The organism is Bradyrhizobium shewense (assembly GCF_900094605.1).
Taxonomy (GTDB): domain Bacteria; phylum Pseudomonadota; class Alphaproteobacteria; order Rhizobiales; family Xanthobacteraceae; genus Bradyrhizobium; species Bradyrhizobium shewense.
This window is the reverse complement of sequence record NZ_FMAI01000011.1, coordinates 119,004-145,682: the sequence shown is the minus strand read 5'-3', so window position 1 is coordinate 145,682 and position 26,679 is coordinate 119,004. Positions and strand designations below refer to the sequence as shown.

General features: G+C 62.5%; 25 protein-coding genes. 1 reads left to right on the top strand and 24 read right to left on the bottom strand.

Annotated elements, in window-relative coordinates:
• Positions 1–32 precede the first annotated feature (32 nt).
• The 5 genes from GA0061098_RS21795 to GA0061098_RS21775 all read right to left on the bottom strand — a co-directional run bounded on the left by GA0061098_RS21795 (position 33) and on the right by GA0061098_RS21775 (position 4,464).
• Positions 33–1,190, bottom strand: coding sequence for an ABC transporter substrate-binding protein (locus GA0061098_RS21795; protein ID WP_091961164.1), 1,158 nt, complete (start codon positions 1,188–1,190; stop codon positions 33–35).
• A gap of 60 nt (positions 1,191–1,250) precedes the next feature.
• Positions 1,251–1,829: an alkylhydroperoxidase domain protein gene (locus GA0061098_RS21790; RefSeq protein ID WP_091960757.1), complete on the bottom strand. Its 579-nt coding sequence runs from the start codon at positions 1,827–1,829 to the stop codon at positions 1,251–1,253.
• A gap of 15 nt (positions 1,830–1,844) precedes the next feature.
• On the bottom strand, positions 1,845–2,447 hold the full coding sequence (locus GA0061098_RS21785) for a CMD domain protein (RefSeq protein WP_091960754.1): 603 nt from the start codon (positions 2,445–2,447) through the stop codon (positions 1,845–1,847).
• 35 nt (positions 2,448–2,482) lie between these two features.
• Entirely contained in the window at positions 2,483–3,517 is a 1,035-nt protein-coding gene (locus GA0061098_RS21780; RefSeq protein WP_091960750.1) for a putative FMN-dependent luciferase-like monooxygenase, read from the bottom strand.
• Between the two features lie 152 nt (positions 3,518–3,669).
• Positions 3,670–4,464, bottom strand: coding sequence for a MetQ/NlpA family ABC transporter substrate-binding protein (locus GA0061098_RS21775; RefSeq protein ID WP_091960743.1), 795 nt, complete (start codon positions 4,462–4,464; stop codon positions 3,670–3,672).
• 340 nt (positions 4,465–4,804) lie between these two features.
• Between GA0061098_RS21775 and GA0061098_RS21770 the strand changes: the two genes are divergently transcribed.
• Positions 4,805–6,592: a peptide ABC transporter substrate-binding protein gene (locus GA0061098_RS21770; protein WP_091961161.1), complete on the top strand. Its 1,788-nt coding sequence runs from the start codon at positions 4,805–4,807 to the stop codon at positions 6,590–6,592.
• A gap of 1,626 nt (positions 6,593–8,218) precedes the next feature.
• Here the strand turns inward: GA0061098_RS21770 and GA0061098_RS21760 are convergent.
• The 19 genes from GA0061098_RS21760 to GA0061098_RS21660 form a co-directional block, all read right to left on the bottom strand.
• A complete protein-coding gene (locus tag GA0061098_RS21760) occupies positions 8,219–8,497 on the bottom strand; it encodes a DUF2934 domain-containing protein (RefSeq protein WP_165637515.1) in 279 nt (92 codons plus the stop codon).
• A gap of 224 nt (positions 8,498–8,721) precedes the next feature.
• Positions 8,722–8,907 carry a hypothetical protein gene (locus GA0061098_RS21755; RefSeq protein ID WP_091960739.1) on the bottom strand — a complete coding sequence of 62 codons (186 nt, stop codon included), beginning with the start codon at positions 8,905–8,907 and terminating at the stop codon, positions 8,722–8,724.
• On the bottom strand, positions 8,904–9,065 hold the full coding sequence (locus GA0061098_RS21750; RefSeq protein WP_091960736.1) for a DUF2934 domain-containing protein: 162 nt from the start codon (positions 9,063–9,065) through the stop codon (positions 8,904–8,906). The genes GA0061098_RS21755 and GA0061098_RS21750 overlap by 4 nt, the downstream gene beginning before the upstream one ends.
• Positions 9,066–9,842: 777 nt before the next feature.
• Positions 9,843–10,025: a hypothetical protein gene (locus GA0061098_RS21740; protein WP_091960733.1), complete on the bottom strand. Its 183-nt coding sequence runs from the start codon at positions 10,023–10,025 to the stop codon at positions 9,843–9,845.
• 47 nt (positions 10,026–10,072) lie between these two features.
• Positions 10,073–11,188, bottom strand: a complete 1,116-nt coding sequence (locus GA0061098_RS21735) for a WD40 repeat domain-containing protein (protein ID WP_245323467.1) — start codon at positions 11,186–11,188, stop codon at positions 10,073–10,075.
• A gap of 8 nt (positions 11,189–11,196) precedes the next feature.
• Entirely contained in the window at positions 11,197–11,505 is a 309-nt protein-coding gene (locus tag GA0061098_RS45115) for a hypothetical protein (protein ID WP_165637514.1), read from the bottom strand.
• Complete coding sequence (locus GA0061098_RS21725; RefSeq protein ID WP_091960727.1) at positions 11,502–11,951, bottom strand: hypothetical protein; 450 nt, start codon at positions 11,949–11,951, stop codon at positions 11,502–11,504. The genes GA0061098_RS45115 and GA0061098_RS21725 overlap by 4 nt, the downstream gene beginning before the upstream one ends.
• A gap of 17 nt (positions 11,952–11,968) precedes the next feature.
• Positions 11,969–14,035 (bottom strand): sigma-54-dependent Fis family transcriptional regulator, encoded by a 2,067-nt coding sequence (locus GA0061098_RS21720; RefSeq protein ID WP_091960724.1) that lies wholly within the window; start codon positions 14,033–14,035, stop codon positions 11,969–11,971.
• Between the two features lie 103 nt (positions 14,036–14,138).
• Positions 14,139–14,633, bottom strand: a complete 495-nt coding sequence (locus GA0061098_RS21715; protein WP_091960721.1) for a hypothetical protein — start codon at positions 14,631–14,633, stop codon at positions 14,139–14,141.
• A gap of 171 nt (positions 14,634–14,804) precedes the next feature.
• A complete protein-coding gene (gene groEL / locus GA0061098_RS21710) occupies positions 14,805–16,436 on the bottom strand; it encodes a molecular chaperone GroEL (RefSeq protein WP_091960718.1) in 1,632 nt (543 codons plus the stop codon).
• A 104-nt stretch (positions 16,437–16,540) separates the two neighbouring features.
• Complete coding sequence (locus GA0061098_RS21705; RefSeq protein WP_091960715.1) at positions 16,541–17,377, bottom strand: metal-sulfur cluster assembly factor; 837 nt, start codon at positions 17,375–17,377, stop codon at positions 16,541–16,543.
• A gap of 5 nt (positions 17,378–17,382) precedes the next feature.
• A complete protein-coding gene (locus GA0061098_RS21700) occupies positions 17,383–18,405 on the bottom strand; it encodes an amidohydrolase family protein (protein ID WP_091960711.1) in 1,023 nt (340 codons plus the stop codon).
• Positions 18,406–18,527: 122 nt separating this feature from the next.
• Positions 18,528–18,899, bottom strand: coding sequence for an MmoB/DmpM family protein (locus GA0061098_RS21695; protein ID WP_018319956.1), 372 nt, complete (start codon positions 18,897–18,899; stop codon positions 18,528–18,530).
• Positions 18,900–18,905: 6 nt separating this feature from the next.
• The gene (locus tag GA0061098_RS21690; RefSeq protein ID WP_091960708.1) at positions 18,906–19,976 is read right to left on the bottom strand and encodes an aromatic/alkene monooxygenase hydroxylase subunit beta; all 1,071 of its coding nucleotides are present in this window, start codon (positions 19,974–19,976) and stop codon (positions 18,906–18,908) included.
• A gap of 62 nt (positions 19,977–20,038) precedes the next feature.
• Positions 20,039–21,079 carry a 2Fe-2S iron-sulfur cluster-binding protein gene (locus GA0061098_RS21685; protein WP_091960704.1) on the bottom strand — a complete coding sequence of 347 codons (1,041 nt, stop codon included), beginning with the start codon at positions 21,077–21,079 and terminating at the stop codon, positions 20,039–20,041.
• Between the two features lie 84 nt (positions 21,080–21,163).
• Positions 21,164–22,834: an aromatic/alkene/methane monooxygenase hydroxylase/oxygenase subunit alpha gene (locus tag GA0061098_RS21680; protein ID WP_091960700.1), complete on the bottom strand. Its 1,671-nt coding sequence runs from the start codon at positions 22,832–22,834 to the stop codon at positions 21,164–21,166.
• Positions 22,835–24,005: 1,171 nt separating this feature from the next.
• Entirely contained in the window at positions 24,006–25,058 is a 1,053-nt protein-coding gene (locus GA0061098_RS21670; protein ID WP_091960696.1) for an NAD(P)-dependent alcohol dehydrogenase, read from the bottom strand.
• A 302-nt stretch (positions 25,059–25,360) separates the two neighbouring features.
• A complete protein-coding gene (locus GA0061098_RS21665; protein ID WP_091960692.1) occupies positions 25,361–26,140 on the bottom strand; it encodes a crotonase/enoyl-CoA hydratase family protein in 780 nt (259 codons plus the stop codon).
• 15 nt (positions 26,141–26,155) lie between these two features.
• A complete protein-coding gene (locus GA0061098_RS21660) occupies positions 26,156–26,644 on the bottom strand; it encodes a tautomerase enzyme (protein ID WP_091960689.1) in 489 nt (162 codons plus the stop codon).
• Positions 26,645–26,679 lie beyond the last annotated feature (35 nt).

Here is a 26,679-nt window from a genome sequence, read left to right as displayed (position 1 = left end):
AACGGGTCGGAGCGATCGCTCTAGCCATTAGGTCAGGTCGGCTTGCCGTCCCAGAGCGCGAACTGGCCCTTGCGCACGACGAGCTCGGCGTTCATGGCGCCCTTGACGCGGCGGCTCTCGACGTCGAACGTCGCGGAACCGAAGATGACGCTGGAGACGTCCTTCACTTTCGCGAAGGCATCGCGGACCGCACGGCGGTCGGTGCCGCCGATCTTGACCACGGCGGCCGCCATGTTCATCGCATCATAGGAATAAGCGTTGAAGGCGTCAGGCTCCTGCCCGCCGTACTTCGCCTTGAAGCCAGTAATGAATTTCTTCACCTCGGGCCTGGGATCCTCGGGGAAATAGCGCGTGCCGAGATGGACGTCCTCGACCGCCTCGCCGCCGAGCTCCAGAAATTTCGGCGAGTAGACCGAGCTTGCGGCGCAGATCACCTGCTTCAGGCCGACCTGCCGCGCCTGCCGGGCGATCAGCGCGCCGTCGGAATAATAGGAGATCAGGATCAGCCCGTCGGGACTGGCGTCGCGCACGCGCACCAGCGTAGAACGGAAGTCGCGCTCCTCCGCGATGTAGCCCTCGGTGACCGCGACCTCGGCGCCGTACTCCTTCGCCGCCTTGACGAAATAGTCGCGGCTGGTGCGGCCCCAATCGGTGTTGAGATGCAGCACTGCGAGCTTCTTGAGGCCGAGACGCTTCACGGCATAAGCCGCCAGCAGCGGCTGCTCGTCGGCCTGGCTGACCGAGGTGCTCCACATGAAGTCGCCGCCCTTGGTGAAGTCGGGATGCGAGTTGGTGAAGCCGAATTGCACGAGGCCGCCACGCTGATAGATCGGCGAGGCCGCCATCGAGGCCGGGCTGGAGAAATCGCCGAGCTCCATGACGATCCGGGGATCGGAGACGAACTTCTGGGCGATCGCCACCGACTGGCGCGGATCGCTCTGGCTGTCCTCGAACTGGTAGGCGAGCTTGCGGCCGTTGATGCCGCCGGCCGCCATGATCTCGTCGAGCGCGAGATCAAAACCCTGCTTCCACTGCGTGCCATATTGCGCGTTCGGCCCCGTCAGGGGACCGCTGACGCCGAGCAGGATCGGTTCGGACGATTGCGCGAAGGCGCCGCGCGAGACGGCCGCTCCCGCCATCATGGCGGCGAGCGAGCCCTTGACCAGGCTACGACGATCGATGTTGCTCATGCACGGCTCCATCCACTTAGACGTTGAAAAAAACAGCAATTCTTGCGCCGGTGAGATTGCCTATTTCGAGGGCTCGCCGAGCGACAGCATCAGCCGGTTCGCCCAGTTGAAGAACGAGGCGCCGTTGATGACGTCGACGATCTCGGCATCGTCGAGACCGGCGCTACGCAGCTCCGCGATATTGTCGGGTCCGAACGCGATTGGGGTTGCGGCCAGCGCCACCGAGGCCTTGACCACGGCATTCCAGCGCTCGTCGAGATCGGCCTTGATGCCCTCGTCGAGCAGGCGCTGCACGTCGTCGCGGCGCTTGGAATAGGTGCTGGCGAAACGCGCATGCACGGAGGCGCAATAGATGCATCCGTTGTAGCGCGAGGTCGCGGCGGCCGCGAGCTCACGCTCGGCGCGCGGCAGGCCGTCGGCGACGTTGTAGAAGATGTCCTTGTCGGTCTTGGTGCGGGCTTCCAGCACTTCGGGATCGCGCACCAGCAGGCGGAAATATTCCGACTTGGCGCGGGAGCGATCGACGAGGCCGGCGAAATGCCGCTCGGTCAGATCGGCCTCGGGCAGCGGATCGATCCAGGACACCCAGCCGAGCTCGTTCTGGGTGAAGACGACGGGCGGATTGACGGTGGCGCTCATGATTGCGGTCTCCTCTTATGCGTTCACCGCGGCGAGCGTGCGCAAGCCGCTGACGACACGCACCTGGAACGACAGGAACGCGACGAGCTGGGAGAAGGTGACGATGCCGGTGGTCGACCAGCCGGCGTCAAGCAGCGCCTTCATGTCGCTAGCTGCCGCATCGCGTGGACGAAACACCAGGAGGTGCGCATGCTCGAGCGCCGCTGCGAGCCTGGTGCCGAGGGCCGACTTGCTCGCGGCACTCACGCGATAGATCAGGCCGGCGGTGTTCTCGATCGACAGCGGGCCGGCCGGATACGAGCCGTAGGGACCCGAGGTCCTGCCTCGTGCGATCTCGGCGTCGATCGCCTCCAGCAGACGCGCGCCGTCCGCGTTTGGGGCAAGCTTGTCGCGATAGAAGGTGGCAACGGAGGACTCGCCATGGAGCCCGGTCACGAAGGCGGCAACCGCCGCGCGCTCGGTCAGCGAGACATCGCCGGCGTCGATCGGCTCGAACAGCGAGAGATAACTCTTCTGCGCGTTCTCGCGCGCCTGCAGGCGGCGGGCGCGGATGGCGTCCAGAGCCGAGCCCGGCTCGATCCCGGCGAGTGTGTCGATGATATCCTGCGTACTCATCATTCGGCCTCGTGCAACGCGATGCTCTTCATGTCCAATCAGCCCGCCAGCGCCACGTCGAGCGCCGTCCGGGTCCAGCCCAGCGCCGGCGCGACCTTGTCCGCGACCAGCTCGATCGAGCGCAGGACATGGGGATGCGGCGCATCGACCGAATGCACCTGGAAGACGAGGTCGGTCACCCGCTCCAGCGTGGCATCGGTGCGCAGCGAGGCGATGACCTCGTCGGCGCCGCCGACATGGGTGTCGAACGCCTGGATCATTTCCTCCAGGGTCTCGCCCGGCTTGGCGTGGCCGCCCTTGAGAAACTGCGGCAGCGCACGCCGCAAGCCAATGTCTGCAAGCCGCAACGCCTCACGATGATCATCGGCGACGAACACGCTGCGCGAGGCCATGATGCGGGGCTCGCATCCCGGCGGCAACGCTGCGAGATAGGCATCGATGACCGGATTCTGGATCTCGGCAAGCGTCGCCTTCGGCGCCTCCTTGGTCCGCGGCTGCGTGCGCGACAGCAACAGGCCATCGCCGGCCTTGCCGGCACGGGCGCCGCCTGCGACCGAGAACGTGGCCTGCCAGATCCGCTTGTCCAGCTGTGGCCGTTGCGGATAGATCGTGTCGCCACCCTCGAGCGGCTTGCCGACCAGGGCGGTGCGGACGACCTCCAGATTTCGCGCAAAAATCTCGTTGCGTTGGGCGCTGTCGAGACCGAAGGCGGCAAAGGCCGACGGATTGCCGCCGGTACCGACGCCGAGCTCGAAGCGGCCGTTGCAGATCAGATCGAGCACCGCTGCGTCCTCCGCCACCCGCACCGCGTTCTCCAGCGGCAGCGTGACGATGCCGGTGCCGAGGCGGATGCGCGAGGTCTGGGCTGCGACGTAGCCGAGAAAGGTGAAGGGCGACGGCAGGCCGCCTTCGCGCTCGTGGAAATGATGCTGGGCGATCCACGCGGAATCGAGGCCCGCCTTTTCGGCGCGAACGATCTGCTCGGCCGCGAAGCGATAGCGCTCGGCGGGCGAGGCCTCGTCCAATAGCCGCGTGAAAAATCCCAGGCGTTTCAGATTTGCAAAGCGTTGCATGCGACCCCTGTCGGGCGAGGATGGCCAGGCCGCCGATGATGTCGGTTACTGCTGCTCCAGACAAGCGGGCATTGCGCAAGGCTCATACGCAAGGCTGCCCGCCGGGATCGCCCCTGCACTGGACTTCGCTGGACGTTGGCTGGGCAGATTGCCTACCAGCTCGGCAGCACCGCGCCCTTGAACTTGGTCAGGACGAACTCCTTGACCTCCGGCGTGTGGTAGCTGTCGACGAGGATCTTGACCCAGGGCTTGTCCTTGTCGGCGGTGCGCACGGCGATCAGGTTGACATAGGGGCCCTTCGGGTCCTCGCGCAGGATCGGATCCTTGACCGGATCGAGGCCCGCCTGGGTTGCATAATTGGTGTTGATCGCGGCGGCGTCGACATCATCGAGCGCGCGCGGCGCCTGCGCCGCGTCGACCTCGATGAACTTCAGCTTCTTCGGGTTCTCGGTGATGTCGAGCACCGTCGGCTTGAAACCGGTGCCGTCCTTCAGCTTGATCAGGCCCTTGTCGCGCAGCAGCAGCAGCACGCGGCCGCCATTGGTCGGATCGTTCGGGATCGAGACCTTGCCGCCCTCGGGGAGGTCGGCAATGGCCTTGTGCTTCTTCGAATAGACACCGATCGGGAAATTCACAGTCAGGCCAACGGCCTCGATCTTGTAGCCGCGGTCGGCTTTCTGGTTGTCCAGATAAGGCTGGTTCTGGAACGAATTGGCCTGGATCTCGCCGGCATCGAGCGCGGCATTCGGCACGACATAATCGGAGAACTCGAGCAGCTGGATGTCGAGGCCCTGCTTGGCAGCGATCGGCTTCACTGCCTCGAGGATCTGCGCATGCGGGCCCGGCGTCACGCCGATCTTGATGGTCTCGGCGGTGGCTGCTGCCGACCAGGCGGCGAGCGCGGTTGCGAGGATCAGGGGAAGGCGAAATGACATCTTGGTCTCCATGGCACGGCGAGAATAATTGGAACCGTATTCGCTTCTCCGTCGGATGAAATCAATGAAATGGAAAACCAAACTTGCCGCCCGGCGCGGACGACGCTTCTCCGTTCGATCCGATGTGGGGAACAAACGCGCCTGCGCAAGCGTGAGGCGCAATCAGCCCCGGCGTATCGCCATGACCAAGCCTCGCCGCTTCCGGGCGGCGAGCCGGGTCGTGGCCCGCAAGGGCGCTCCCCATCGTCATTTCGTCGCATGGCCCGGCAGTCACGCCGGCATTGCCGCCTCGTGCATGATGCAACATGATGGCCGCCGGCGACGATTTGTCTTCGCGGTGGAGGGTCATCTGATGAACGAGAACGAAATCCGGGGTCTGGTCGCGGAGGTGAAGCAAGGCACGCTGTCGCGGCGCTCGTTCATCCAGAAGGTGGCCGCAGTCGGAATCGCAGCGCCGATCGCGAGCCAGATCCTGCTCTGGCACGATGTGGCGATGGCAGATGCCACGCTGCCGTACAAGCCGACCAAGGCCGGCGGCGGCGGCCCGCTCAAGCTGCTGTTCTGGCAGGCGCCGACCCTGCTCAATCCGCACTTCGCGCTCGGCACCAAGGACCAGATGGCCTCGCGCGTGTTCTTCGAGCCGCTCGCCGGCTGGGACAAGGAGGGCAACCTCATCCCGTGCCTTGCCGCCGAGGTCCCGACCAAGCAGAACGGCAACCTTGCGGCCGACGGCATGAGCGTGGTCTGGAAGCTGAAGCAGGGCGTCAAATGGCATGACGGCCAGCCCTTCACCGCCGACGACGTCATCTTCACCTGGCAATACGCCGCCGATCTCGCGACTGCGGCCTACACCACGGGATCCTACAAGGACATCAAGGTCGAGAAGATCGACGACCACACCGTCAAGGTGATCTTCAGGGCGCCGACGCCGTTCTGGGCCGATCCGTTCGTCGGCTCGGTCGGCTTGATCCTGCCAAAGCATCATTTCGGCGACTATGCCGGCGCCAAGTCGCGCGAGGCACCGGCCAATCTGAAGCCGGTCGGCACCGGCCCGTACAAATTCGTCGAGTTCAAGCCGGGCGATTTGATCCGCGCCGAACGCAATCCCGACTATCACATCAAGAACCAGCCGCATTTCGACACGCTCGAGATCAAGGGTGGCGGCGATGCGGTGTCCGCGGCGCGCACCGTGCTGCAGACCGGCGAATACGACTTTGCCTGGAACATGCAGGTGGAGGAGGAGGTGCTCAAGCGCATGGAGGCGGGCGGCAAAGGCAAGCTCGACATCACGCCGTCCGGCAACGTCGAGTTCATCATCCTCAACACGACGGACCCGTGGACCGAGATCGACGGCGAGCGCTCCAGCGTCAAGTCCAAGCACCCGACGCTGTCCGATCCGGCGGTGCGCCGGGCGATCAACCTCCTGATCGACCGCGACTCGATCCAGAAATTCATCTACGGCCGCGGCGGCATCGCCACCGCGAGCTTCGTCAACGCGCCCAAGCAGTTCAAGTCGCCCAAGCTGAAATACGAGTTCGACATCGACAAGGCGAACAAGATCCTCGACGAGGCCGGCTGGAAGAAGGGCGCGGACGGCATCCGCGAGAAGGACGGCAAGAAGCTCAAATACGTGTTTCAGACCTCGATCAACGCGCCGCGCCAGAAGACGCAGGCCATCATCAAGCAGGCCTGCCAGAAGGCCGGCATCGACATCGAGCTCAAGTCGGTCACCGCATCGGTGTTCTTCTCCTCCGACGTCGGCAATCCCGACACCTACTCCAAATTCTATGCCGACATGGAGATGTACAACACCACGCAGCCGCAGCCCGACCCGGAGCGCCTGCTGAACCAGTGCGTGTCCTGGGAGATCGCCACCAAGGACAACAAATGGCTCGGCCGCAACAACTCGCGCTATTCCGATCCCGAAGCCGACAAGGCCTACAAGGCCGCGCAGAACGAGCTCGACCCGGTCAAGCGCGCCGCGCTGCTGATGAAGGTCGACGAGATCTTCTGCGAAGCCCACGTGTTCCTGCCGCTGCTCTCACGCCCCATCGTCAACGCCGGCGCCAACAACCTCATGATCGACATCTCCGGCTGGGACACCATCACGTGGAATCTGGCGGCGTGGTATCGCGCCTGAAGGGGCTGGATCGACGCTCGTGTCCCGGACAAGCTGCAACGCGCATAGCGCGTTGCAGCGCAGAGCCGGGACCCAGGAGCGACACGGTCCAATGCCGCGACATGGGCCCCGGCTCTGCAGCGCACCACCCGGCCGATGCTTCGCATCGCCCGGGGCGCTGCGCAGCGTCCGGGGCACGAGAGCGGAGTGCGGCGCATGCTCATTCCACGTCTTCATTGCGATGCTCCAGTGCACATCCCAGCGGCGGTGCCGTAGGGTGGGCAAAGGCGCATAGCGCCGTGCCCACGAATTTAAGCAATACGGGAGAGTGGTGGGCACGCTGCGCTTTGCCCACCCTACGAGATCGAGATTGTGGCACGCAGCTCAACCCGCAGACACGCCTTCGCCTTCTCGCGGCTCAATCCGCCCGAGCTTTGCTTCGTCGCTCCACCCTCATAGCCAAGAGGGCGCAGGGAAGGCCGGGTGCCAGCTGGCACCCGCGGTCTGCTGCGCGAATAATGCGCAAAGGAGACCGCACAGCAGCATACAGGTGTCGCCGATCACTCGGCCTTCCCTGCGCGATGGTCGGACGGCTTATGCCGTGATCTCCCGGGAGCCGACCTTTCCTTCTGGCCTCCCTCGCCCCGCGAATTGACGATGCCGTCTGCCCGGTTGGGCTCGCGCGCATCTCCGCAGATGCTTGACCGTAGCAACGACGGCCAGGACCACACGGTTTTGCCGTACGCACGGCCCGCTTGTTCGCCGCAGGGTTCGACGACGTTGTGCACGTTGCCATCGACCTGCCGGCGAGACGAACCTAACAGCGCCGCTCGTCGCACGCGGTTACGGACTCACAGGGACTACCCGCCCTGCCCGCACCTCTCATGCCGACGCTGCCGCGTCCACCGCAAGCCCGGCTCGCGACAGTGACGACACAAGATCGCCCCTCTTGGATGAGCCGGGATGGGCGACACATACGCCGAAACCGAATTTCGGTAAAGTGGAATATTTTTATGGGAAGGGGTTGACGGAGGGCGACACAGGGGCGGGGTTCTGCCCGCCGCCATCCTACACACTGCCTCCACTCAGGCTTCATCAGACACTTAGACGTTTGCGAAGAACGCCTGCACATTGATCTGACCGTCAGTGAGAGCCCGCTTCTCAGGTATTATTCGGCCGGTGGAATCAGCGCGAAGGCATTCTCTATACAGCGGCGCAGTGTAGCGAAGCGAAACCCATCTGGGTGTATCCAATGCGAGGGCAAGACGGGTTTCGCAAGTACTCTACCGTCCTACCTGCCCGCTCTCGTGACATTATCCCAGCCGTCCCCATCCTCTTTTCCACTGTGTGCTTCAGATCACAGCAGAATCACGCGCCCTCCCTTACAATGACCCAGCATGGCCGCAAACAAGGTAACGGCGGTACGCGTGAGGCTGCGGAGGCGATCGACAGCTAGGGACTTTTGAGGCCGCCAGGGTGGAGAGCCCGGCGGCTTTTTTTCTCATTGCAATGCAGCACCTGAAAGCGTGGATGCCCGGGCCTTCGCGGCGCCGAAGGGGCTTCGGCCCGCAGGCGGGACAAGCCCGGGCATGACGACCTTGCAAAGATCCGAATGCGATGCTCATCGATCGGGCCGGTACCTGTCGCCTACGAACCACCCGCTCCCTTCCGCTCCTCGCGCTCCTCCTCCATCTGCCGCTCCGCTTCGAGCCAGAACTCCAGCTCGCGATTGCTCGGCCGGCCCGCCTGCTCCCAGAGCTCGTAGGCGCGCGCGCGCACCTGGCCGCGCCGCATCATGCGGCGGAGCTTTCGTTTCAGCTCCTCGGCAAAACTGCGGAAGCGCTGGCCGGTGGTTTCGTCCCTGACGAGCGCGGCCGCTCGCGTGGCGAGTTCGATCTGGTGCTCTATCTTTTTCTGCTCGTCCACCGCCGACACTGCCGAGGGAAAGGATTGTTGTCAGAGCCCGTGCTGTTCGGAGATTGAATTCCTTTCGGGGATGGTCTGTTCCCTCGACAACAGCGAGCGGGATGGGAGAGCGTAGGATGGGTAGAGCGAAGCGAAACCCATCGGGGGTCTAGACGACGTCGACGCATGATGGGTTTCGCAAGGGCTCTACCCATCCTACGCACCATCACATCGAGTCGACGCTGCTAGTGCCACGTCGTATCGGCTTCGACGATCACCACTCTGATTTCCGGATCTTCCGCCGTGTTGCAGGTGCAGGGCATGCCCTCGCCGCAGCGGCAGCCGCCGAGCTTCTCGTTCCAGGCCCGGAGCGGATGGTTTTCACAGACCCATCCCAGACCCTGGCAGAATGGGCATTTCTTGTCGGTCACAGCGTATCCGGCGTCCGCAGCGTGTTCGACTTGTCCTCGTTGCGCAGCTCTTGCTCGGCCGCGTTCCAAAATTCTTCTTCGCGGCCTTCGGGCTTGCCGGCTTGCTCCCACAAGCGGTGCGCGCGTTCTCTGATCTCTTGCTCGGTCGGGTCGGGCAATTCTCGTCTCCTCTGTGAAGCACGGCCCACCCTGGGGGGTATGGGGGGCTTGGAGGCGGGCCGTGCAGGCCAGCGATCGGCGGCGAGGCTGACCCGCGGATTCAAGCTTCGATCGTGCGCGGGAGTTCCTAATCGCGCGCGCCCGGGCGACGACGTCCTCATCAATACCTTGAGACAGGAAAGAACAGGGCGCCCAGCCAGAACAGGAGCCACTCGGGCAACGCCCTGGGCTCTCAAGAAGGCCAGGCGGCCGCCATCACCGGGATCACGACCGCACATCCCAGGCCGCAAAAGTCAGGACACCAGGCAGGTCGTGCAATGTCTCGGGAGGATGGAGATGCGAAGCTCGGGGATATTGGTAGCGGGAGAGGGGATCCGCCACCACATTAAAAAAAATCAAAATCCACGTAAATTCATGGACTTGCCTGGATCGGAGGTGCGAGCCCGAGCGTGACACATCTCTTCCGGATGTAGCACCTTCGCCGCGCCTTCAGGAAAGACACGGAAGGCGGTCAGACCAGGATCGTACCACGTCGGGAAATTCGGCTTCTGTCTTGAACCCGCACAAGCGCCGGAATTCGCTCGACCAGGTCGACCGCGCCTTGGCGTGCATCACGTCCCGCTCGTATGGGATCGCATCCCACAGTCCAATGCCACGATGCAGTGACAGCGTCTCGAGTCACTCAGCCTTGTGGACGAGCTCGTTGTCCCGAATAAGCCCCCTTCGACATGCCCCCTCGACCATTCGGCCGGATTCGCGTGCAGTTAGATGACCTGTCACTGCGTTGTTGCGCTACTCTCGAAGGGCTTGTTTTCGGCGATGAACCTCGCCGCCAACACCAAGGCCCCCATCGAAAACTCCTTTCCGTGCGCGGCAATCATACGCTCGGAGAGCTCCGCCAGTTCCTGGAAGAAGTGATCTTTGCTTGTGGCTTCGCTTCGCGCTTCGGTGGCTGTCATGAACTTACTCCTGGAGCTCGCGGCAAGGCTCGTCGCCCAGCACGCCGTTACTTGAAGATTTGCGGCGGAAACGTCACGATTGCCGCCTCGCCGCCATGTGTTCCGACCGCAAGATGCTGGCCGTCGTCGGACCAGCGGACGGTCTGGACCGCGCTCCCGCCCGGCGGTTTGACGACCAGTTCGTCGGGTTCGCCAATCCTGGCAACGACGACCCTGCCGTCGGTGTATCCTGCCGCGACCAACGGACGTCCCGGATGCATGTCCACTGCCTCGACAAGTACGAAGCCACCGCGGCCGGTGCCAACGCTCGTCGGCTGTTCGCCACCGTCGTCGAAACTGGAAACGTCCCATGCGATCATGCGGTAGGCTCCGCTCGTCACGAGAACGCGGGAGTCTGCACTCCACGAAAGAGACCGGACGCTTGCAGGATAGCTCGGAATCCGAACGGCGCGCGCATCGGAAAGGCGCAGCAATACGATACCTCCTTCTGCGACGGACATTGCCAGCCAGCTTCCATCGGGACTCCAGGCCAAGCTGGAGATGACGCCCAAAGCCATTGTAGCGGTGGGCTCAGGTCGAGGTCCGAAGGCACGCACAAGCAGACAACCGTCAGCTCCTATCGCGAAGCTCCGACCGTCTGGCGAGACGGCCATCGCGGATGAACGCCCTCCCGCACGCTCCTGAAGCCATCCGACCTCGCCGTTGGAATCGCAGAATATGACCGACCCGTCGGAAGCAGCCAGAATACCTCCGGCATGCACCGGGGCAACGAGATCGATCGGGGGCGCTAATTTTGCGGCCTGTCGCGTGACGCCGGATGCCGACACGTGCAGCAACTGACTGCCATCGCTTGCGATGAAGCCCTCGGGCTCGATCGAGGCGAGATGAAGCGAAGCATCGCTGATGACGACTTTCGTCAAGGGCGGGACCGGATTCCGCCGCGGTGAGATCGTCGATCGGCCGCCGTCCAAGGCCATACGATAGCGATCCTTCGGCGGTTCGCTGTCGGCCAGCGGAGCGATGGCCAGAGAGCCATCGGCAAGCGCGAACGCCACTGCCTGTCCCGCAACGTCGAACGCCGCGTTCGTAACGGGCGCTCCCATGGTCCAATGCCGACCAAGCAAGTCATAGAGCGTAGCCGTCTCAGCTTCCATCGTGTCCATCGGTCGTCTCACCTGCCGGTCGCAATACACTTGTCGAGTTCTTCAAGGCGTCGTTCCAGCGCGGCGCACTGGGCGTCGCATGCTGCCATTCCGGCCTTTGCGTCTTTCCAGCGCTCGTGCGCTTCCTCGATAATTTGGGCGAATGCATGCGAATCGCCCGTCGCCGCGATCTCCTGCTCAATCCTCTGAATCTCGAATTCTGCTCCACCGGCAAGCTGACGGTTCAGAAGGTTCCACGATTGAGCGGCCGACATCTGCTGAACGACGAGCAACCGCTCCTTCAGCATCTCGACAAGAACCTCCGGATCGACACTCATGCGCTCGGCTCGATTTGATCAAGGATCCGCTGGAGACCCCGGGCATCGGACACGAAGTGTTGCTGCGCGTCATTGACGTAAGATTGCACCGAGTCCCACAGATCGACCCTCAGCAACCGCGCCGGATCGCCCATCATCGTCTCGATGGTCTGGAGACCGAACTGATGCCGCAAGCCGATCCCCTGCAATACGAAATCCGACAGCTCGCGTGCATGCGTTTCGACGAACGGCCGCAGCAGCGGATGTACGCCGTAGCTAATGCCGCGCTTTGCGAGCTCGGTCTCGATGAACAAGATGAAATGCCGCACCAGCAAACTTTGGCTTTCGCCAACCAGGTGCACCACGAAAGTGACGTCGCGGTCGGCGCGCGCAAGGATCTGCGAGGCCAGCGTCGCCGCGGGGGCCGGACCTTTCCCGCTCTTTTGCTCATCCCAGACAGCCGCCATGAAAGGCTCCCCGATCGCTAGGTCCGGGAACGGTATTGGTGCAATTTGCGGTACAGCGTAGCGCGCGAGAGCCCCAGCTTTTCCGCCGCAGCCGCAATATTGCCGCCGGCGTTTGCGACGGCCCTCTCGATCGCACGCCGCTCCATCTCGTCAAAGCGCGCGATCTCGTCGCCCTCCGATCCCGTCGCGCTGTTCTCCGACTGCACCGACATTGAGGGAGGTTGAGCCGGCGTGACCTCCACGAAATCCTCTGGCAGGTCTCTGGGCGTGACGATGCCGGTTATCGTCATCAGCACCAGGTTCTCAATCAGATTGCGCAGCTCGCGAACGTTTCCCGGCCAGGAATAGCGGCGCAGCAACTCCATCGTGGCCGCCTCGAAGCGCAGCGGCTGGGTGCTGTAGATCGTAGCGAATTGCCTGTTGAAGTGATCGATCAGGATCTCGACATCGCCCAGCCGATCGCGGAGCGGCGGGATGGTGAACTTGACGACGCCAATCCGGAAGTACAGATCTTTCCGGAAACGTCCCTCGGCCACTTCCTGCTTCAGGTTCCGATTGGTCGACGCCACCAGCCGGACGTCCACCGGGCGCGCCTTGCTGTCACCCAGTCTGTACACCGCGCGCTCTTCCAGCACACGGAGCAGGTAAGGTTGCAGGTCCATCGGCATCTCGCCGATCTCGTCCAAGCTGAGCACGCCGCCATTGGCAAATTCGAACCGCCCAGGCCTTCCCTCGCGCGTAGCGCCGGTATAGGCGCCCGGCGCATGCCCGAACAATTCGCCGCCGAGCAACTCTTTCGAAACCGCACCGCAATTGAAGGCAACGAAAGGCTCCTTGCCGGTCTTCTGACTGGCGGCATGAACCAAGCGGGCGAAGAGTTCCTTGCCGACGCCCGTCTCGCCCTCGAGCAGGATTGCTGTCCGGCCGAGCGCCGCCCGCTCGATTTTCTGCACCACCTCAAGCAATGCCTCGCTACATCCGACGATTGCTTCCTTTGCCGACATCAGGGCGGCGCGGGTTGTCGGCGACATCTCGGATGCAGCAGGATTAATCCGCGGCTTCGAAGCAAGCACGAGCATTGCGCCCTTCACGACCCCGTCAACGATTAGCGGCTCGATCCGCTGCTCGCGCAGCTCCTCGGGCAACCCCTCGGCCAAGTCTTTTCCCAACAGGCCTTCGCGACTTGGAAGAATCTGTGACCCAATGCTCAACTCACGAGACTGCGCGAGCCGCCGCCAGCGAGCCGACGCCATGTCGTTGTGATGGACCACTCGGCCAAAGCGATCCAGGATCACCACGCCGTCGGCGCTGCCCATCCCCGGCATCCGAGAGATGCTCGCCTCGAGGAGCAGTATTCTCTCGAGCCGGATCTTTTCCGAGAGCGCAAGCTCGATATGGTTGGCGGCGATCACCGCCAATGCGACGTTGTGCCGGTGAAAGATCGCCTGTGGTCCGGAAAAATCGATGATGCCGATGATGCTGCCGTCGATCGGGCTGCGAATGGGGCTGCCGACGCAGGTCCAGGCCTTGATGCCTTCGGAGAAGTGCTCCGCCGCGTGGACATGGACCGGCTTGCCCGTGACAAGCGCCGTGCCAATTCCGTTGGTGCCGGTCACCGTCTCGCCCCAGTCGGCGCCGACTTCGAGGCGAATATCGTGCCCCGCATCGATCGTCCGCTGGTCGCCACCGACATCGAGCACGACGCCGTTCCTGTCGGTGATGACCAACATCGTGGCGGCATCGCCGAGGACATCCGCCACCCGGCGAAACGTCTGAGCGCTGGAGCCGAGCAGATCGTCGTTCTTCAGACGCAGCTCATAGAGATCGTCCGGCGAGGCGATGAGACCGCTGCCCTTGCAACGGGCATCGACGCCCGACTGGATGCTGCGCTGCCACGACTCCTCGATGACGCCTCGCACCAGCGCGTCCTCGCGCTTCGCGTCCCCGAACGTCAGGAAGTTTTCCCACGCTCTGTTGGTCTCTCGTTCATCGTAGGGCCGCCCCTGCTCCGCATCAGTCGCGTCCGGAACTTTGTAGCCTTCCAGGGAAAACGGCGGCTTAGCCATGAACGTTTCCGTCAGCATTGGGGCACCAAATCTGAATGGGCAAACAGCAGCTTGATCGGCAGAAACGACATGAGCCGGACCCGATCGAGATCGATATCCCGCAAGGTCCAGGTCGTGGAGACTATTCGATGCTTCTGGCGATCGCGTCCAAGCCGAGACGATTTGAGATGACCTGCTCCAGCTGCGCCTCCGACGCCTCATCGGGGACGCTCACGCCTTCCAGGTCGATCAGGACCTTGTACAACTCGTCGTCGAGCGGATCGAAGATCCCGTTCTCGCGTGTCGCCAGCGCGAAGTGGCGCGATCGGCCGCTGCCGCGCAGCTCGCCGACAAAATGGAGTTGCCGGCCCGAAGCGAGATCGGCGATCACGACACGACCATTAAAGCTGATCCGCACATAGGGCTCGAGCTCTTTTGGCCGCGCCGGAGACGTGGACCAGAGCTTGCCCGATGGCTCAGGCTGTGAAGGAGGCTTCGGATTGCGCAACTCCTGCCAACGCCCGAGCGTCAGATGATTGGCGAGCGAGTTGATGGTGGTGCGGTTCTTCTGAAGGAAGTCCTTCGCCGCAACCTCTTCGCGGTGCGGACCGTCGCGTTTGGAGATGATGTAGGCCATGTCCCGCTTCCTCCTGCCCGGCTAGTCGGATGTCCGTGGAGGCTTGTTACACGCCTCCTTCGGCTCATGCCGGAGCTTCCAAGATTGTACCGCGTTCCGGATCGTTGTCACCTAAGATATCCCGACCGCTTCGAGCCTGAAGCGGTGCGCCGGAACATGAGGCGCCACGCCTCATGCGCGGCCAAGCTTCTCTGCTCCGCCGCCGAGTGCCGGTCCCTGCGTCGGATCGGTGTATTGCGGCACGTCCGCAACCAGCGTGTTGGTGGTCAGGACCAGCGTGGCGACGGAGGCTGCGTTTCGAAGCGCGGTATACGTCACCCTGACGGGGTCGACGATGCCGGCCGAAACCATGTCGATGAACACGCCGTTTGCGGCGTCGAATCCGACACCCGTCCGCGAGCTTTGCAGCTCGGCCACGACTTTCTGCGCGTCATGCCCCGCATTCCGCGCGATGAAGGCGGCAGGACGCGACAAGGTTTCACGTACCAGCCTGATGCCTTCACCCAGATCGCCATTGATGTTGCCGAGCGTGCGCGCCACCACCGGCGCGCACTGCGCCAATGCCGTGCCACCACCGGGTACGATGCCCTCCTCGGCCGCGGCCCGCGCCGCGCTCAACGCATCGTCGATCAGCTGGATCGTACGCTTCTGCTCGACCGGCGTGACGCCCCCCGCAAAGATGACCGCGGTTCCGCCCGACAATTTGGCGAGGCGCTCCTTGAGCTTGTCCTGCTCGATGTTGGGCGGTGCCAGATCGTGCTGCTTGGCCACCTGCTGGCGCCGCGCCGCAATCGCCGCATCGTCGCCACCGCCCCGGATGATGACCGTCTCACGCGCACTCGCCCGCACCTGCCGCGCGGTGCCGAGATCGCCGATGCCGATCTCCTCCAGCCTGCCGCCAAGCTCGCGGGCGATGACCCGCCCGCCGGTGATGATGGCGAGATCGTCCATCATCGCCTTGCGCCAGTGGCCGTAGTCTGGTGGATTGACCACCAGCACCTTGCCGCGGTTGCCATCGCCCAGCAGCGTGACGACGACCTCCGGCGCGATCTCCTCAGCGACGATGACGAGCGGCCGTCCGGTCGCAGCCACCATCGCGCGGACCGGTGACAGTTCGCTCGGCGTCCTGATCTTCAGATCGGTCAGGAGAATGTAGGGCTGATCCAGCACCACTTCCATCTTCTCGACGTCCGTCACCATATGGTGGGAAATGTAACCGCGGTCGAACGACATGCCTTCGACGACCTCGAGCGTCGTGCTCGTCGTCAGCCCGTATTCGGAACTGATGATGCCGTCCTTGCCAACGCGCTCGACCGCCTCGGCGATCAGACCGCCCAGGTGAGCGTCGGTCGATGCGATCGTCGCCACCGCCTGCAGGGTCTTGCGATCCGTTACGGCGACCGCCGCACCCTTCAGGGTTTCGACGACCACCTCGACGGCCCGGTCGATCCCCTTGCAGAGATCGACGGCCTTGGCGCCTCGCTCCAGGGCCACAACGCCGCCTTGAATGAGGCCGTTCGCGAGCACCATCGCCGTCGTCGTACCGTCGCCGGCGACTTCGTTGGTCTGCATCGAGACCTCGCGCACCACCTGTGCGCCCATGTTCTCGAACCGGTCCGGCAGTTCGATCTCGGAGGCGATGGTCACGCCGTCTCGCGATACGATGGGCGTACCGATCGGCCTGTCCATCATCGCGTTCATGCCCTTCGGACCGAGCGTCGATTCGACCGCCGCGGCGAGCTTCTGGACCCCGCGCGCGAGAGCACGGCGAGCTTCGATGTCATGCAGCAGAACTTTTGGCATTGCGCTTCACTCCCACGTGGTCGTCTCTTGGTTGTCAGCTCGGGCGGGCTTGCTGTCCGCTCCGTCTATTGGCGCTCGCTGGCGCTTCGTGTAGCGGCCCAGCCTCACACAAGCGCGGCGGAATGTGTCTTCATGACTGCCGGTCCCACAGCCTGCGCGGAACAACCACTGCCGCAGCCACCGCATGGCCCCGGCGTCTGGCTCGACCGATCCCCATCGACCTCGCGATAGCGGACCGCAAGAAGCCCTCTGCACAAGGAGCTGTTGAACTCCATGTTGATACGCACGCCTCGCAACCGCTGCAGATACGAGACCATTTCGTGTCGCTTGATGGTGCATCCATCGTAGGTGACAAAGGCGCGATCGCCGGCGAGATTGGCGAGGTTCCGCTCGACCAGAAGCTCCCGATAACGCGGCTTCTGGCGGGCAATCTCCTCCGAGTCGAAGTTGATCGCGTCAAACGTGCTCAGGTCCATCCGGCAGATCGCCGGATCCTCATAACCCATCCCTCGCAATGCGAGTATCATTGTCTCCTGGCGCCGTTCGAATGCCTTGCGGCGAAATTTCTCCCGCAGCTCGTCAAGCGACCCGCCGGCCGCGAAGTCCTTGAGTGCATCACCAAACGACATGCCTTCGCGGACACCCTTGTTGATCTCCTCGGCGACCATGTGATCCCGAAGCTGCGGACGGGCCTCGCGAACCCACGGCAGCGAGGATACCGCCCGGCGCATGTCATCGGCCATCAGGAAGGCGAAGTTCGCCGAACACCAATAGGTCGGCAGACGAAAGACGATCTCGACGCCGTCGTCATGATCGACGGAGACTTGCTCGACAAATCCGAGCTCCGTAACCGACTCGTCCAGCTCGGGATCCGTCACCATCGCAAGGCGCTCCCACACCTCGCCGGTCTTACGATCATGCTGATGTTGGAGCGCGCTCATGATGTCTACTCCGCCGCAGTCGCGTGAACCTGCTGTGCAAGCTTCGCCTTCTGCGCCTCGACGTCGACGCCATAGAGGCGCGCCGCATTGAGGCCCAGAATCTTCCGCTTCGCCTGGGGGGTGAGGTCGACGCCGTGCTCCTGCTTCAGGTCTTCCGGCAGCTCGAAGTTCCAGAACTTCTCGACCAGCCAGCGAGGCGTCCAGATCGCGTAATCGCTGCCGAAGAGAATCTTGTCCTCACCGACCCAGAACAGCAATTCGCTGATCACCTCGGCGAAGTAGCGCGGACGTCCGTGGATGAACGGCAGTGCCACCGCCAGGCCGCCATAGACGTTGGTCTCCTGCACGGCGATCCAGCAAAAATCGTCGAGTCGCGGCAGGCCGCAATGCTCGATGATGAAATTCAGCCCCTGGAAATCGGTCGCGGCATGGTCGACGTCGTGAACATCGAAGGCATCCTTGTCCAACGGAATGATCGTCGGCCCCTTGTGGACGTGGATGTTGGTGATCCCCAGCTTCTGGCAAAGTTCGAAGCAGCGATAGGCGTTGGGATCCGTTAGCTTCCAGCCACGCGAGTCACCCTTCCACTCGGCCGTATAGAGCTTGACGCCCTTGATGCCGAACGTCTCCTTCATGTAGTGGATGTACTCGAGAGCCTTCTCGCCCTCCCGCGGGTCGAACGCGCCGTTGACGATGAAGCGGTCCTTGTACCTCTTCGCCATCTCGGCATTGCGATCGATGGTGTTGAACCCGTTCTTGTAGAACTCGGTCAGGTAGGTCGACTGAACGACGGCCATGTCGTCCGGACCATCGACGAACAGATCGTGATACATCTGATCGGCACTGTATTTCTCGAACTGCTCCTTCGGCCAGAGCTTGTCCTTCGGGCTGAGCGAGGTGTGATAGGCGTAGAAGCAGTCGATGAACTGCTTGCCGTGGATGTTGAGCTGGTTTGCCGGGCTACCGTCCCAGAAATGGGTGTGGCCGTCGATTACGAAAACTTCCTCGCCGCTGGGAGTGATGAACATGGTGATCTCCAGGAATTCTTGGTTAGCTCTATTCGATCAATCGATGCGCTGACGTCGCGCTTGAACGGTTCGAGAAGAGGTGGGGCCACGAAGCGGCCCCACCCAGTCAGGGAGAATGGAGCTCACTCGATGTATTCGAAGACCTCGTCCATGTTGCCGAACAGCGTCACCGTGTTGTCGTCGATGCGCACCATCCGGCCGTAGTGGGTCGAGGTATTCACCTCGAAGATCTCGGCGGTCATTTCCTTCCCGAGAATTTCGCTGATCTCGTCCATCTTGAAGATCAGCTTGCCCTCGCCGTCGATGCGGATCAGCGCGGGCTGGTAGGTCACGGTGACGTTCGGCTTCTTTCCCATGAACTCGGCGATGGCTCGCGCCTCGACGCTGTCGTTCATTGTGACGCCGCACTGATGGGAAATCGTTTGCTCGAAACGAAGATCTCCCATCTTCTGAAAGATGTTCTGGTTGGTCGCAGACCTGGAAACGACGGACATTGCAATTTACTCCTTGGGAAGGGTGAGGCCGAGCTCGCCGAGAATTTTCTTGATGCGTTCGACCGACTGCGCACGGGCATCGGCGTATTGCGCCGACTTCGAGTGCGGTTGCGACCAGATCGGCTGAAGGCCGGCCGCCGCCTTGTTCGCGAGCGCCACATGCTTGTTCACCCAGCCCTGGAACAGCTTCTTGTTGTGGGCTGCGTGCTGGTTGTCGGTCACCAGGAGGTGCATCAGATCGATCGTGTTGGCGAGATTGCGCTCGTAATCCGCTTCCGCGGACGAAATCACCGGCGGGGTGATGAAATCGCCGTTCGACGAGGCCACTTGCATCAGGAAGCCGCTGCGGAACAATTCGCCGACGAGTGGCTCGAACACGATGTTCGTGGCGAAGTACTGCTCGAGATAGTCGGGCGAGCCCATGATCGATTCGATCGCTTCCCGGGTACCTTGCCAGCCCTTGTCTTCGAGCCAGGCGCGTTTGCCTGCCGCGTCGTCGAAGCCCGGAATGTCCATTCCGATCTCGGCCAGATAGAGCGTGATGTCCTGGGAAAGGCGGAGCTTGTACGACGAGTTGGTCAGCGTCGCGTTGTTGATCATCTGGGTGTAGCCGTAGCGCTGAGCCTGCATCAGCGACGTGCCGAGGCCGAACTCCGCATGCTTCCAGGCGCCCAGATGGTTCTGCAGGATCTTGATCCAGGCCTTGTCGAAGCTCTTCGGTGCGCCGGACTTGCGGCCGTTGGCGATCACCGCCTGGACCATCGCCTCGATCCTGGACTGCCGTTGGTAGTGAGTGCGCTCCCACTCCTGGTCGGGGGCGCGGAAGGCATGCCAGTTCGAGCTGAGCGCCGCCGTGTTGTCCTTGGTGTAGGCACCCTTGCCGTTCGGAAAGGCGATGATCCAGTCCTGCAACAGGTAGCGTTCCGGGTCGGGTTGGACGTCGACCGTCACGTCTTCGTAGTGTGTGGCTCGCTTGCTGCGTGGCTCGAAATACCGATATTTTCGGCTATCCGAGTCCGGGAACACCGCAGAACCTGCTGCACCGGATTTGGCTGATTCAGTTTGAACGGCAGTCATGGTCGTCTTCCTCCTCCTGTTGTTGGGCTTTATGATTGGTCGCTCGGCGGTCAAAGGCCGCCCTAATTGTTGGCTGGCGTAAACTTGTCGAAGAAGGTTCGGTCTGACTCGACGTCGTTCATCTGCAGTACCGGCGTCAACGCCTCGATCATCGGCGATGGTCCGCAAGCGTAGACGTCGACGTCTTCGCCATATCCGGCGCCGCGAAGGTGGGATCCGACCGCTTCGTGCACGAAGCCCTTCGCTCCACTCCAGGCCGTATCGTCCGCTGCATGGGAAAGGACGGGGACGAAGGTGAACTCCGGATGATTGGCTGCGAGCTCGGCGAAGCGATCGAGATAGAAAAGGTCGCCCTGCGTTCGAGCTCCGTAGAAGAAGTAAACCGGGCGCACTTCTCCCGAGCTGATGTGATCATGCAGGATGGACCACAGTGGCGACATCCCGGATCCACCGCCGACCAGGATCATGGCTCCGGTTTTGTTTTCTCGTCGGAAGCAGGTCCCGTAAGGTCCTTTGATTCCGACTTCGGTTCCGACGACAAGGTCTCCGTCGAGTCGTGAGGAGAAGCGTCCGTTGGGGTACTTCTTGATGATGAACGCGAGTTTTTGGCTTTCGCCCGGCGGATTTGCCATGGAAAACGAGCGCGTAATCGTCTCTGGTCCCGGGAGCGTGATGTCGACATATTGACCCGCCCAGAACTTCAGAGGTTGCTCCAGCGTGATCTCGAGGAGGCGGATGTCATGGGTCAGCGCAGCGACGTTCGTGACCGTGCCCGTGAAATCCTTGACGGGGATCGATTTCGACAGCACCTCCTCATCATAGTTGAGCAGCTCCACCTCAAGATCCGAATAGGCCAAAGTCCGGCAGAGCAGGATGTAGTCCTGGCCACGTTCCATCTCATTGAGGGCAAACGTGGAGTATTTCTTCAGCTCCACGTCCCCTCCGGTAAGCACGCATTTGCACGCCGAGCACTGTCCTTCCTTGCAACCATGCGGCAGCGCGATCCCTTGGCGAAACGCGGCGTCGAGAACGGTCTCGTTCTCCTCGACCTCGAACTCTATGCCAACCGGCTGCAGGCGAACGACATTCGTGGGCGCGCCCATAGGGGGCCTCCTCAAACCAACGCTTCATATCTTCCGGGGAACGATCGGGAAGGAGCCGGCCGAAGCCGGCCCCTTCGGTCTCGCTTAGTTGCAGGGATTGATCGTGAATCCCTTGCGGTAGTCGGCAAGATGAGTCTCGCGGTCGGCCGGGCTCATCTCCCGCAGCGTCTGCAGCGGGCTCTTGAGGATGTGGCCGCGGACATCGTCGAGCGTCCACATTTCCTTCTGGTCGAACCGCAGGTGCGGCTGGGCGACCAGCGTCTTTCCGTCCGTGCGCACGAAGCCGAGATCCTTGATGGCGTCGGCGATATCCACGTTGTGGTAGACGCTCTCCCACTCGCGACGGCCGCTGAACCGTCCCATCGCCGGGGTCGGACGTCCCTGGTACTCGCCGGCGAAGGCTTCGACCGCCGTCCAGCGGTCGAGCTCATGGGCGAAGGTGTGCAGCTTGCCGTCGATCTCGTCGGTGACCATGTCCTCACGGATCAGGCATGGAACGAGGCACGACCAGCAACGATGCGGATAGACGTAACCGACATCGCTATTGAACAGGATGTTGGTCTGGCCGCGATGCGACAGCTTCTCGTACCATTTCCAGAACTCGCCGAACTGCGCGTACCAGCCCGGATATTTGTGCTCGAACCACTCGAAGTCCTTGTCGGTCTGGGCCTCGATGCGCCAGAAGTTCGCCGACCAGCCGACTGCGAAGAATTGCGCGACCTTGTGGACGTAGTGCTTCTCGGTCAGTCGCTTCCAGGCGGTCTGGACGTCGTCATGATGGATCTTGATGCCGTATTTCTCGAGGGGCAGCATATAGGTCCGGTAGTAGTCCTCGAAGATCCAGCGGTGCCACATCTCCGCATACGATTCCTTGTTCTTGTCGCGGTTCGTGGTTCCGTATTCGATGAAGGTGCCGATCGCGGCATCGACGATGGCATGGTTCTGCCAGAAGGCATACCGCATGTCGCGTTCGAGCAGCAGGTGGTTCTCCGGCTCCTTCAGCATCGACATCAGCATCGAGTGGCCGTTGCCGATATGGCGACTCTCGTCCGACTGGACCGACAGGAACACGGTCGGCAACGCATAGTCGCCATTCCGGGCCGCCTCCGACGGCATCGCGACGAACAGCGTGTTGGTGAAAGCGGTCTCTGCGACCACGGTCAGGTAGACGTTCGCCGACGTGATGGCGTCACCGGTGATGAAGCCCTCGCCGAACTGCCGGCCGATCGTGGTGGCGTAGCACTTGCCGAACGCCTCCTCGGTGATGTCGAATCCGGCCGGGTCGATGTAGTTCTCCATGTACCATTTCTTCAGGTTCATCTGGATGGTCGAGTGACGGAACTCGTCGACCATCTGCATCGTGAAGCCGGTGCGGAGATCCTCACCCGGGGCCAGACGGCCGACCATCGCCATGGACCGTGCGGCGGAGATTTCCGGGAACGGAATGATCGCCAGGAACAGCTTCATCCACTCGACCCATCGCGGCTCGACGTTACGGAACATGTCGCCGCGGAGCGCCGCGTCGAGCGCGCCGTAGACGCGATTGTCCTTTTCCTCCTGCATCGGGAAGTAGGAGCGGAGGACCTGCTTCATCGGATCCTTCGGCGCCTTCGTGATCTTGTAGTCCGTGGGGAAGGTCATCGCTTCCTGGACGTAGGACGGATTCCATCCGAGGTCTGCGATCTTCTTTGCAGCCTCACCCACGGAAATGCCCCGCTGGGCCGTGATCTTGTTGAGAGTTAAAGTTCCAGACATCTAGTCTTTCCTCCTGATCGGGTCAGAAACCACATCGATATTTCGCCTGCCCAGGCCCTCCACGGGCCGGGCAGTGCCTACCCGTGCGTTACGGGCCACCTCGCGGCCGCTTGCACGGCCGGACGCTTGATATCGGCAAGGGTCCTGGGACGACTGTGGAGCACTAGGAGGATGAGGCGATCATCGGAGCGGCGGTCCTCCGATCGCAGTTACGTCATCCCGCACGTGATGCGCCCTTAGCTCGACGTCCCTTCCCTCGTTCTTTTCGCGGCTCGCCCCATACAGAGCAGTCGGCGTTCTTGTATCGGAAGCTTTGCAACGGTCGTGCCAGCGGTCGGGACGGCTCGCCGGATCGCTTCCGGCCGCGCGGAAGCGGAGATCGGCGCAAACGCAGGCATTACAGCTACGAGCCCGCGGACGAGGCCGATGCAAATTGCGACAGAAATTGCAGATTGAGAATCTCAGCGAACCAGAAGCGTGAGTTTGCGCCGCACTATTTGCAATGCAGCAGCGATCACGCACCCGGGCACTGGACATGCGTTATGGGGCGTTGATCCCCGCAAGGCCCGACCCAAGCTTCACGGCCCAGCGACAGGAATAGAGCGCGTAGCATTCGTGATCGCAGAACGACAGCCCGGTGCTGAGTTCTCTCAAATAGCCTGCATGGATTGGCGCACAGCAATGCATGCAAAGCGTCTTCGAACATGGCATCCTGCCATTCACCAGGACGAACCTCATCTGACGCTCCCAAGGCGAAGCCGTACGATGTTATTTGAGAGTTCTGCTCGGCCTATCCGGCCAACAAGCAGGGAAGCCATTTGCGATCGGCCTCATTACGTCGTTTGAACCGATCGACGCCCCTCCCGGAGCCCGGCGCCGTACGCCAGAGATGATGCCGGTGAAGCGCAGATGGCGCGGCATCTGGTCCGGGGACTCTGGAAGCTTCGGCGCATTTTGCTTCCCCGCTGCGACGCAAATTGAGACGACGACGCAGAATGAGACTCTCAGCGCCTGCGTTTGGTTGCCTCGACGGCTTGGCGCACAAGCAGGTCAGGACGCCCGAGTATTTTGACCGAACGCCCTCCAAAACTGCACGCCCATCTCAGAGCCAGAGCCCTCGAAGTCCATCGCGAGCAAGTGCTTACCCGCGATGGATCGGGTTGGATCAGGTTCAGGGAATAAGCACTGCACGGCCGTGAATTTTGCCGGCATTGAGGTCGTGAAGAGCCTTGTTGGCATCGGCAAGGCGATACTCAGCTGTAGCGAGCTCGACCAAACCTCTGTCCGCAAGCGCCATCAACTCGGTCAACTCGGCCCATGTGCCGACCAGATTGCCGATAATGTTCTTCTCGGTAATCACCATGTCGACGGTCGGCACCCGGATGTCCTCACCATAGCCGACGACGTAATAGCTCCCCATCGGGCGGGTCATTGCCAGCCCCTTCGAGGTCGTGCCTTTCTCGCCGACGAAGTCGATCACCGCTTCGGCACCGTTTCCAGCGGTCAACTCCAGAACGGCTGCCACTTCATTGCCGTCGGCCTTCACGAGGTGATCGGCGCCTGATTTTTCCGCTAGTTTCAGCGATGCCTCGGACTTGTCGACGACAATGATGTCGGCCGCACACATCGCTTTGAGGCACTGGATTCCGATGTGACCCAAGCCGCCCGCACCGATGACGACACAGAATTCGCCCGGCAAAAGGTGACGCGTGGCTTTCTTCGCTGCGCGATACGCCGTGAGACCCGCGTCCGCGTATGGCGCGACCTCCTTTGGCGCAAGCGTCCGCGGCAGAGGGACAATGTTCCGTTCCGAGGTGCAAAGAACTTCTGCATAGCCCCCGTTGCAATCGAGACCGGGAAATGTGCCGGGACCGTGCATGTCGAAGCCCCGACGGCAGGCGAGACACGTCCCGCCGGTGATCTTCGGGTGGACGATCACGGGATCGCCCTTCTTCAGCCCCTCGACCTCCTTGCCGACCTCCTCGATCCAGCCGGCATTTTCGTGTCCCATGATCAGGGGCAGCAGCTTGTCGCCTGTCGGATCCATGTGCGGCTTCCACACGCCTTCGATGATGTGCAGATCGGTCCTGCATACGCCCGCACCGCCAATGCGAACGATGACGTCGGTCGATTTCGTCAGCTTCGGATCAGGCACTTGTTCTTCGCTAACCCAGCGCTCGCCGGAAAGCTTTTCGTCATACGCTCTCAGTACTTGGGCTTTCATGTTGTCCTCCGTCCGCGGCGAACTTCATGCTCGCCTTCGCCGAGGCGGCTCAGCATTTTTCGTGCCAGCGAGCTTGCTCGAATGTCGCAACGCACCAGGGAATGCTTATGCTGAGGGCCCCTTGGGGCCGAGCGAGTGGACTGGCGACGACAAGGCCAGCCACCCAGGCGCTGTACGCGAGATTGCGGTATTCCAGGTTAGCCTCCGCTTTGAGCGCCGTGCCAGCAACAGCCTGCGCCCGCAATGCCGAAGCATACGCTCGACGCATCCGGTTGATCGCGGGATCGCTGCCGACCTCTTGCTCACCGCCCCTGGAAGACCGCCGGGCGCCGCTCGACAAAGGACTGGATGCCCTCGCGCGCGTCGGCGCTCTTGAGCACACGGTCGCGGATCGCCGGAATGCAGGCGATCGCAGCCGCCTCACCCTGCTCGGTGTATTTCGCGGCCGCTTCCTTGGTCACCTGAATCCCAAGCGGTGCGTTGCGGGCGATGATTGCCGCGATCTCCATGGCACGGCCGATCTGCTGGCCGGCTGGAACGACCTCCTGAACGAGACCGATCTCGCGCGCACGCTGCGCCGTGAATTCATCGCAGAGGAAGAGGTGGTACATGGCGTTACCCCAGCCTGCGCGGGACAGATATCGGAAGTGCGCGCCGCCCAGGGGCGCGATGCCGCGCTTGGCCTCCATCTGGCAGAACCGGCTGTCGTCGGCGGCCACCACGATGTCGCCGGCCAGCATCAGCTCGATGCCGACGGTGTAGACGATGCCTTGTGTCGCGGTGACGATTGGCTTCTTGCAGCGCTTGGTGAGGCCGAAAACGTCGACATTGCCTTCCTTGACAGTCCGCTTCTCGGCATTCGGGCCGAAGAATTTCGGCATGTCGAGGCCCGCGGTGAAGTCCTTGCCTTCCGCGCAAATCACGCCGACCCAGTAGCCGTCGTTGTCGTGCAACTCGGTCAACGCGTCCGACAGCAGATCCATCATCTGTGGCGAGAAGGAGTTCTTCTTCGCGGGATTGTCGATGATGATCTTCAGGATGTGATCATGCGCCTCGGTGCGGATCGTGCCTTCGGTGGTCATGCGAGCGTCTCCTGTCTACCTGTCGTTCTTGATGGCGAGTGCGGTTCGAATGGCTGCGGCCCGCTCCGGCGGGAACGCCGCTGCGCCCTCCTGGAGAATGTCGAGGAAGGACAACACGCCGCCGCGAGAGCCCCAATTGCCCTCTTCGATGATGCGGAAATTGACCCACCAGCTCGGAGAGGGCTCCTTCATCTCGCAAGCATCGGCGAGCGCCCTCAGCACATTGCGAATGACGGCGGCTCGATCCTCGCGGGTCCAGCAGCAGTCCATCACGACGACGTCCACCACCATGACGTCGCTCGGCTGGTCCGAGAGCAGCTCTCCGCCGTGCGCGATCATGTCGAGCGGGCGCTCGAGGAAATGCACCTGGTAACCTCGCCGCGCCTGGGGAACGAGCCGGCCGACCTCCGGCACCAGCACGGCGTCCGTCAGCGTCTTGGCAAGCACCCGGCGCTGCTGACCGGTCAATCGGCCTTGCGGGGTCATCACATGGATAAAGGTCATCTTGAGCTCTCCGGCTGACTATGTCACGTGACATA

What these genes read in the sequence shown, in the direction of transcription:
- GA0061098_RS21790 (WP_091960757.1), bottom strand. Translation starts at nt 1,829, where the DNA reads ATGAGCGCCACCGTCAATCCGCCCGTCGTCTTCACCCAGAACGAGCTC.
- GA0061098_RS21685 (WP_091960704.1), bottom strand. Translation starts at nt 21,079, where the DNA reads ATGGGCGCGCCCACGAATGTCGTTCGCCTGCAGCCGGTTGGCATAGAG.
- GA0061098_RS21700 (WP_091960711.1), bottom strand. Translation starts at nt 18,405, where the DNA reads ATGTTCATCACTCCCAGCGGCGAGGAAGTTTTCGTAATCGACGGCCAC.
- GA0061098_RS21740 (WP_091960733.1), bottom strand. Translation starts at nt 10,025, where the DNA reads ATGACAGCCACCGAAGCGCGAAGCGAAGCCACAAGCAAAGATCACTTC.
- GA0061098_RS21770 (WP_091961161.1), top strand. Translation starts at nt 4,805, where the DNA reads ATGAACGAGAACGAAATCCGGGGTCTGGTCGCGGAGGTGAAGCAAGGC.
- GA0061098_RS21705 (WP_091960715.1), bottom strand. Translation starts at nt 17,377, where the DNA reads ATGAGCGCGCTCCAACATCAGCATGATCGTAAGACCGGCGAGGTGTGG.
- GA0061098_RS21780 (WP_091960750.1), bottom strand. Translation starts at nt 3,517, where the DNA reads ATGCAACGCTTTGCAAATCTGAAACGCCTGGGATTTTTCACGCGGCTA.
- GA0061098_RS21775 (WP_091960743.1), bottom strand. Translation starts at nt 4,464, where the DNA reads ATGGAGACCAAGATGTCATTTCGCCTTCCCCTGATCCTCGCAACCGCG.
- groEL (WP_091960718.1), bottom strand. Translation starts at nt 16,436, where the DNA reads ATGCCAAAAGTTCTGCTGCATGACATCGAAGCTCGCCGTGCTCTCGCG.
- GA0061098_RS21690 (WP_091960708.1), bottom strand. Translation starts at nt 19,976, where the DNA reads ATGACTGCCGTTCAAACTGAATCAGCCAAATCCGGTGCAGCAGGTTCT.
- GA0061098_RS21665 (WP_091960692.1), bottom strand. Translation starts at nt 26,140, where the DNA reads ATGACCACCGAAGGCACGATCCGCACCGAGGCGCATGATCACATCCTG.
- GA0061098_RS21680 (WP_091960700.1), bottom strand. Translation starts at nt 22,834, where the DNA reads ATGTCTGGAACTTTAACTCTCAACAAGATCACGGCCCAGCGGGGCATT.
- GA0061098_RS45115 (WP_165637514.1), bottom strand. Translation starts at nt 11,505, where the DNA reads ATGAGTGTCGATCCGGAGGTTCTTGTCGAGATGCTGAAGGAGCGGTTG.
- GA0061098_RS21660 (WP_091960689.1), bottom strand. Translation starts at nt 26,644, where the DNA reads ATGACCTTTATCCATGTGATGACCCCGCAAGGCCGATTGACCGGTCAG.
- GA0061098_RS21725 (WP_091960727.1), bottom strand. Translation starts at nt 11,951, where the DNA reads ATGGCGGCTGTCTGGGATGAGCAAAAGAGCGGGAAAGGTCCGGCCCCC.
- GA0061098_RS21720 (WP_091960724.1), bottom strand. Translation starts at nt 14,035, where the DNA reads ATGCTGACGGAAACGTTCATGGCTAAGCCGCCGTTTTCCCTGGAAGGC.
- GA0061098_RS21695 (WP_018319956.1), bottom strand. Translation starts at nt 18,899, where the DNA reads ATGTCCGTCGTTTCCAGGTCTGCGACCAACCAGAACATCTTTCAGAAG.
- GA0061098_RS21795 (WP_091961164.1), bottom strand. Translation starts at nt 1,190, where the DNA reads ATGAGCAACATCGATCGTCGTAGCCTGGTCAAGGGCTCGCTCGCCGCC.
- GA0061098_RS21715 (WP_091960721.1), bottom strand. Translation starts at nt 14,633, where the DNA reads ATGGCCTACATCATCTCCAAACGCGACGGTCCGCACCGCGAAGAGGTT.
- GA0061098_RS21785 (WP_091960754.1), bottom strand. Translation starts at nt 2,447, where the DNA reads ATGATGAGTACGCAGGATATCATCGACACACTCGCCGGGATCGAGCCG.
- GA0061098_RS21735 (WP_245323467.1), bottom strand. Translation starts at nt 11,188, where the DNA reads ATGGACACGATGGAAGCTGAGACGGCTACGCTCTATGACTTGCTTGGT.
- GA0061098_RS21670 (WP_091960696.1), bottom strand. Translation starts at nt 25,058, where the DNA reads ATGAAAGCCCAAGTACTGAGAGCGTATGACGAAAAGCTTTCCGGCGAG.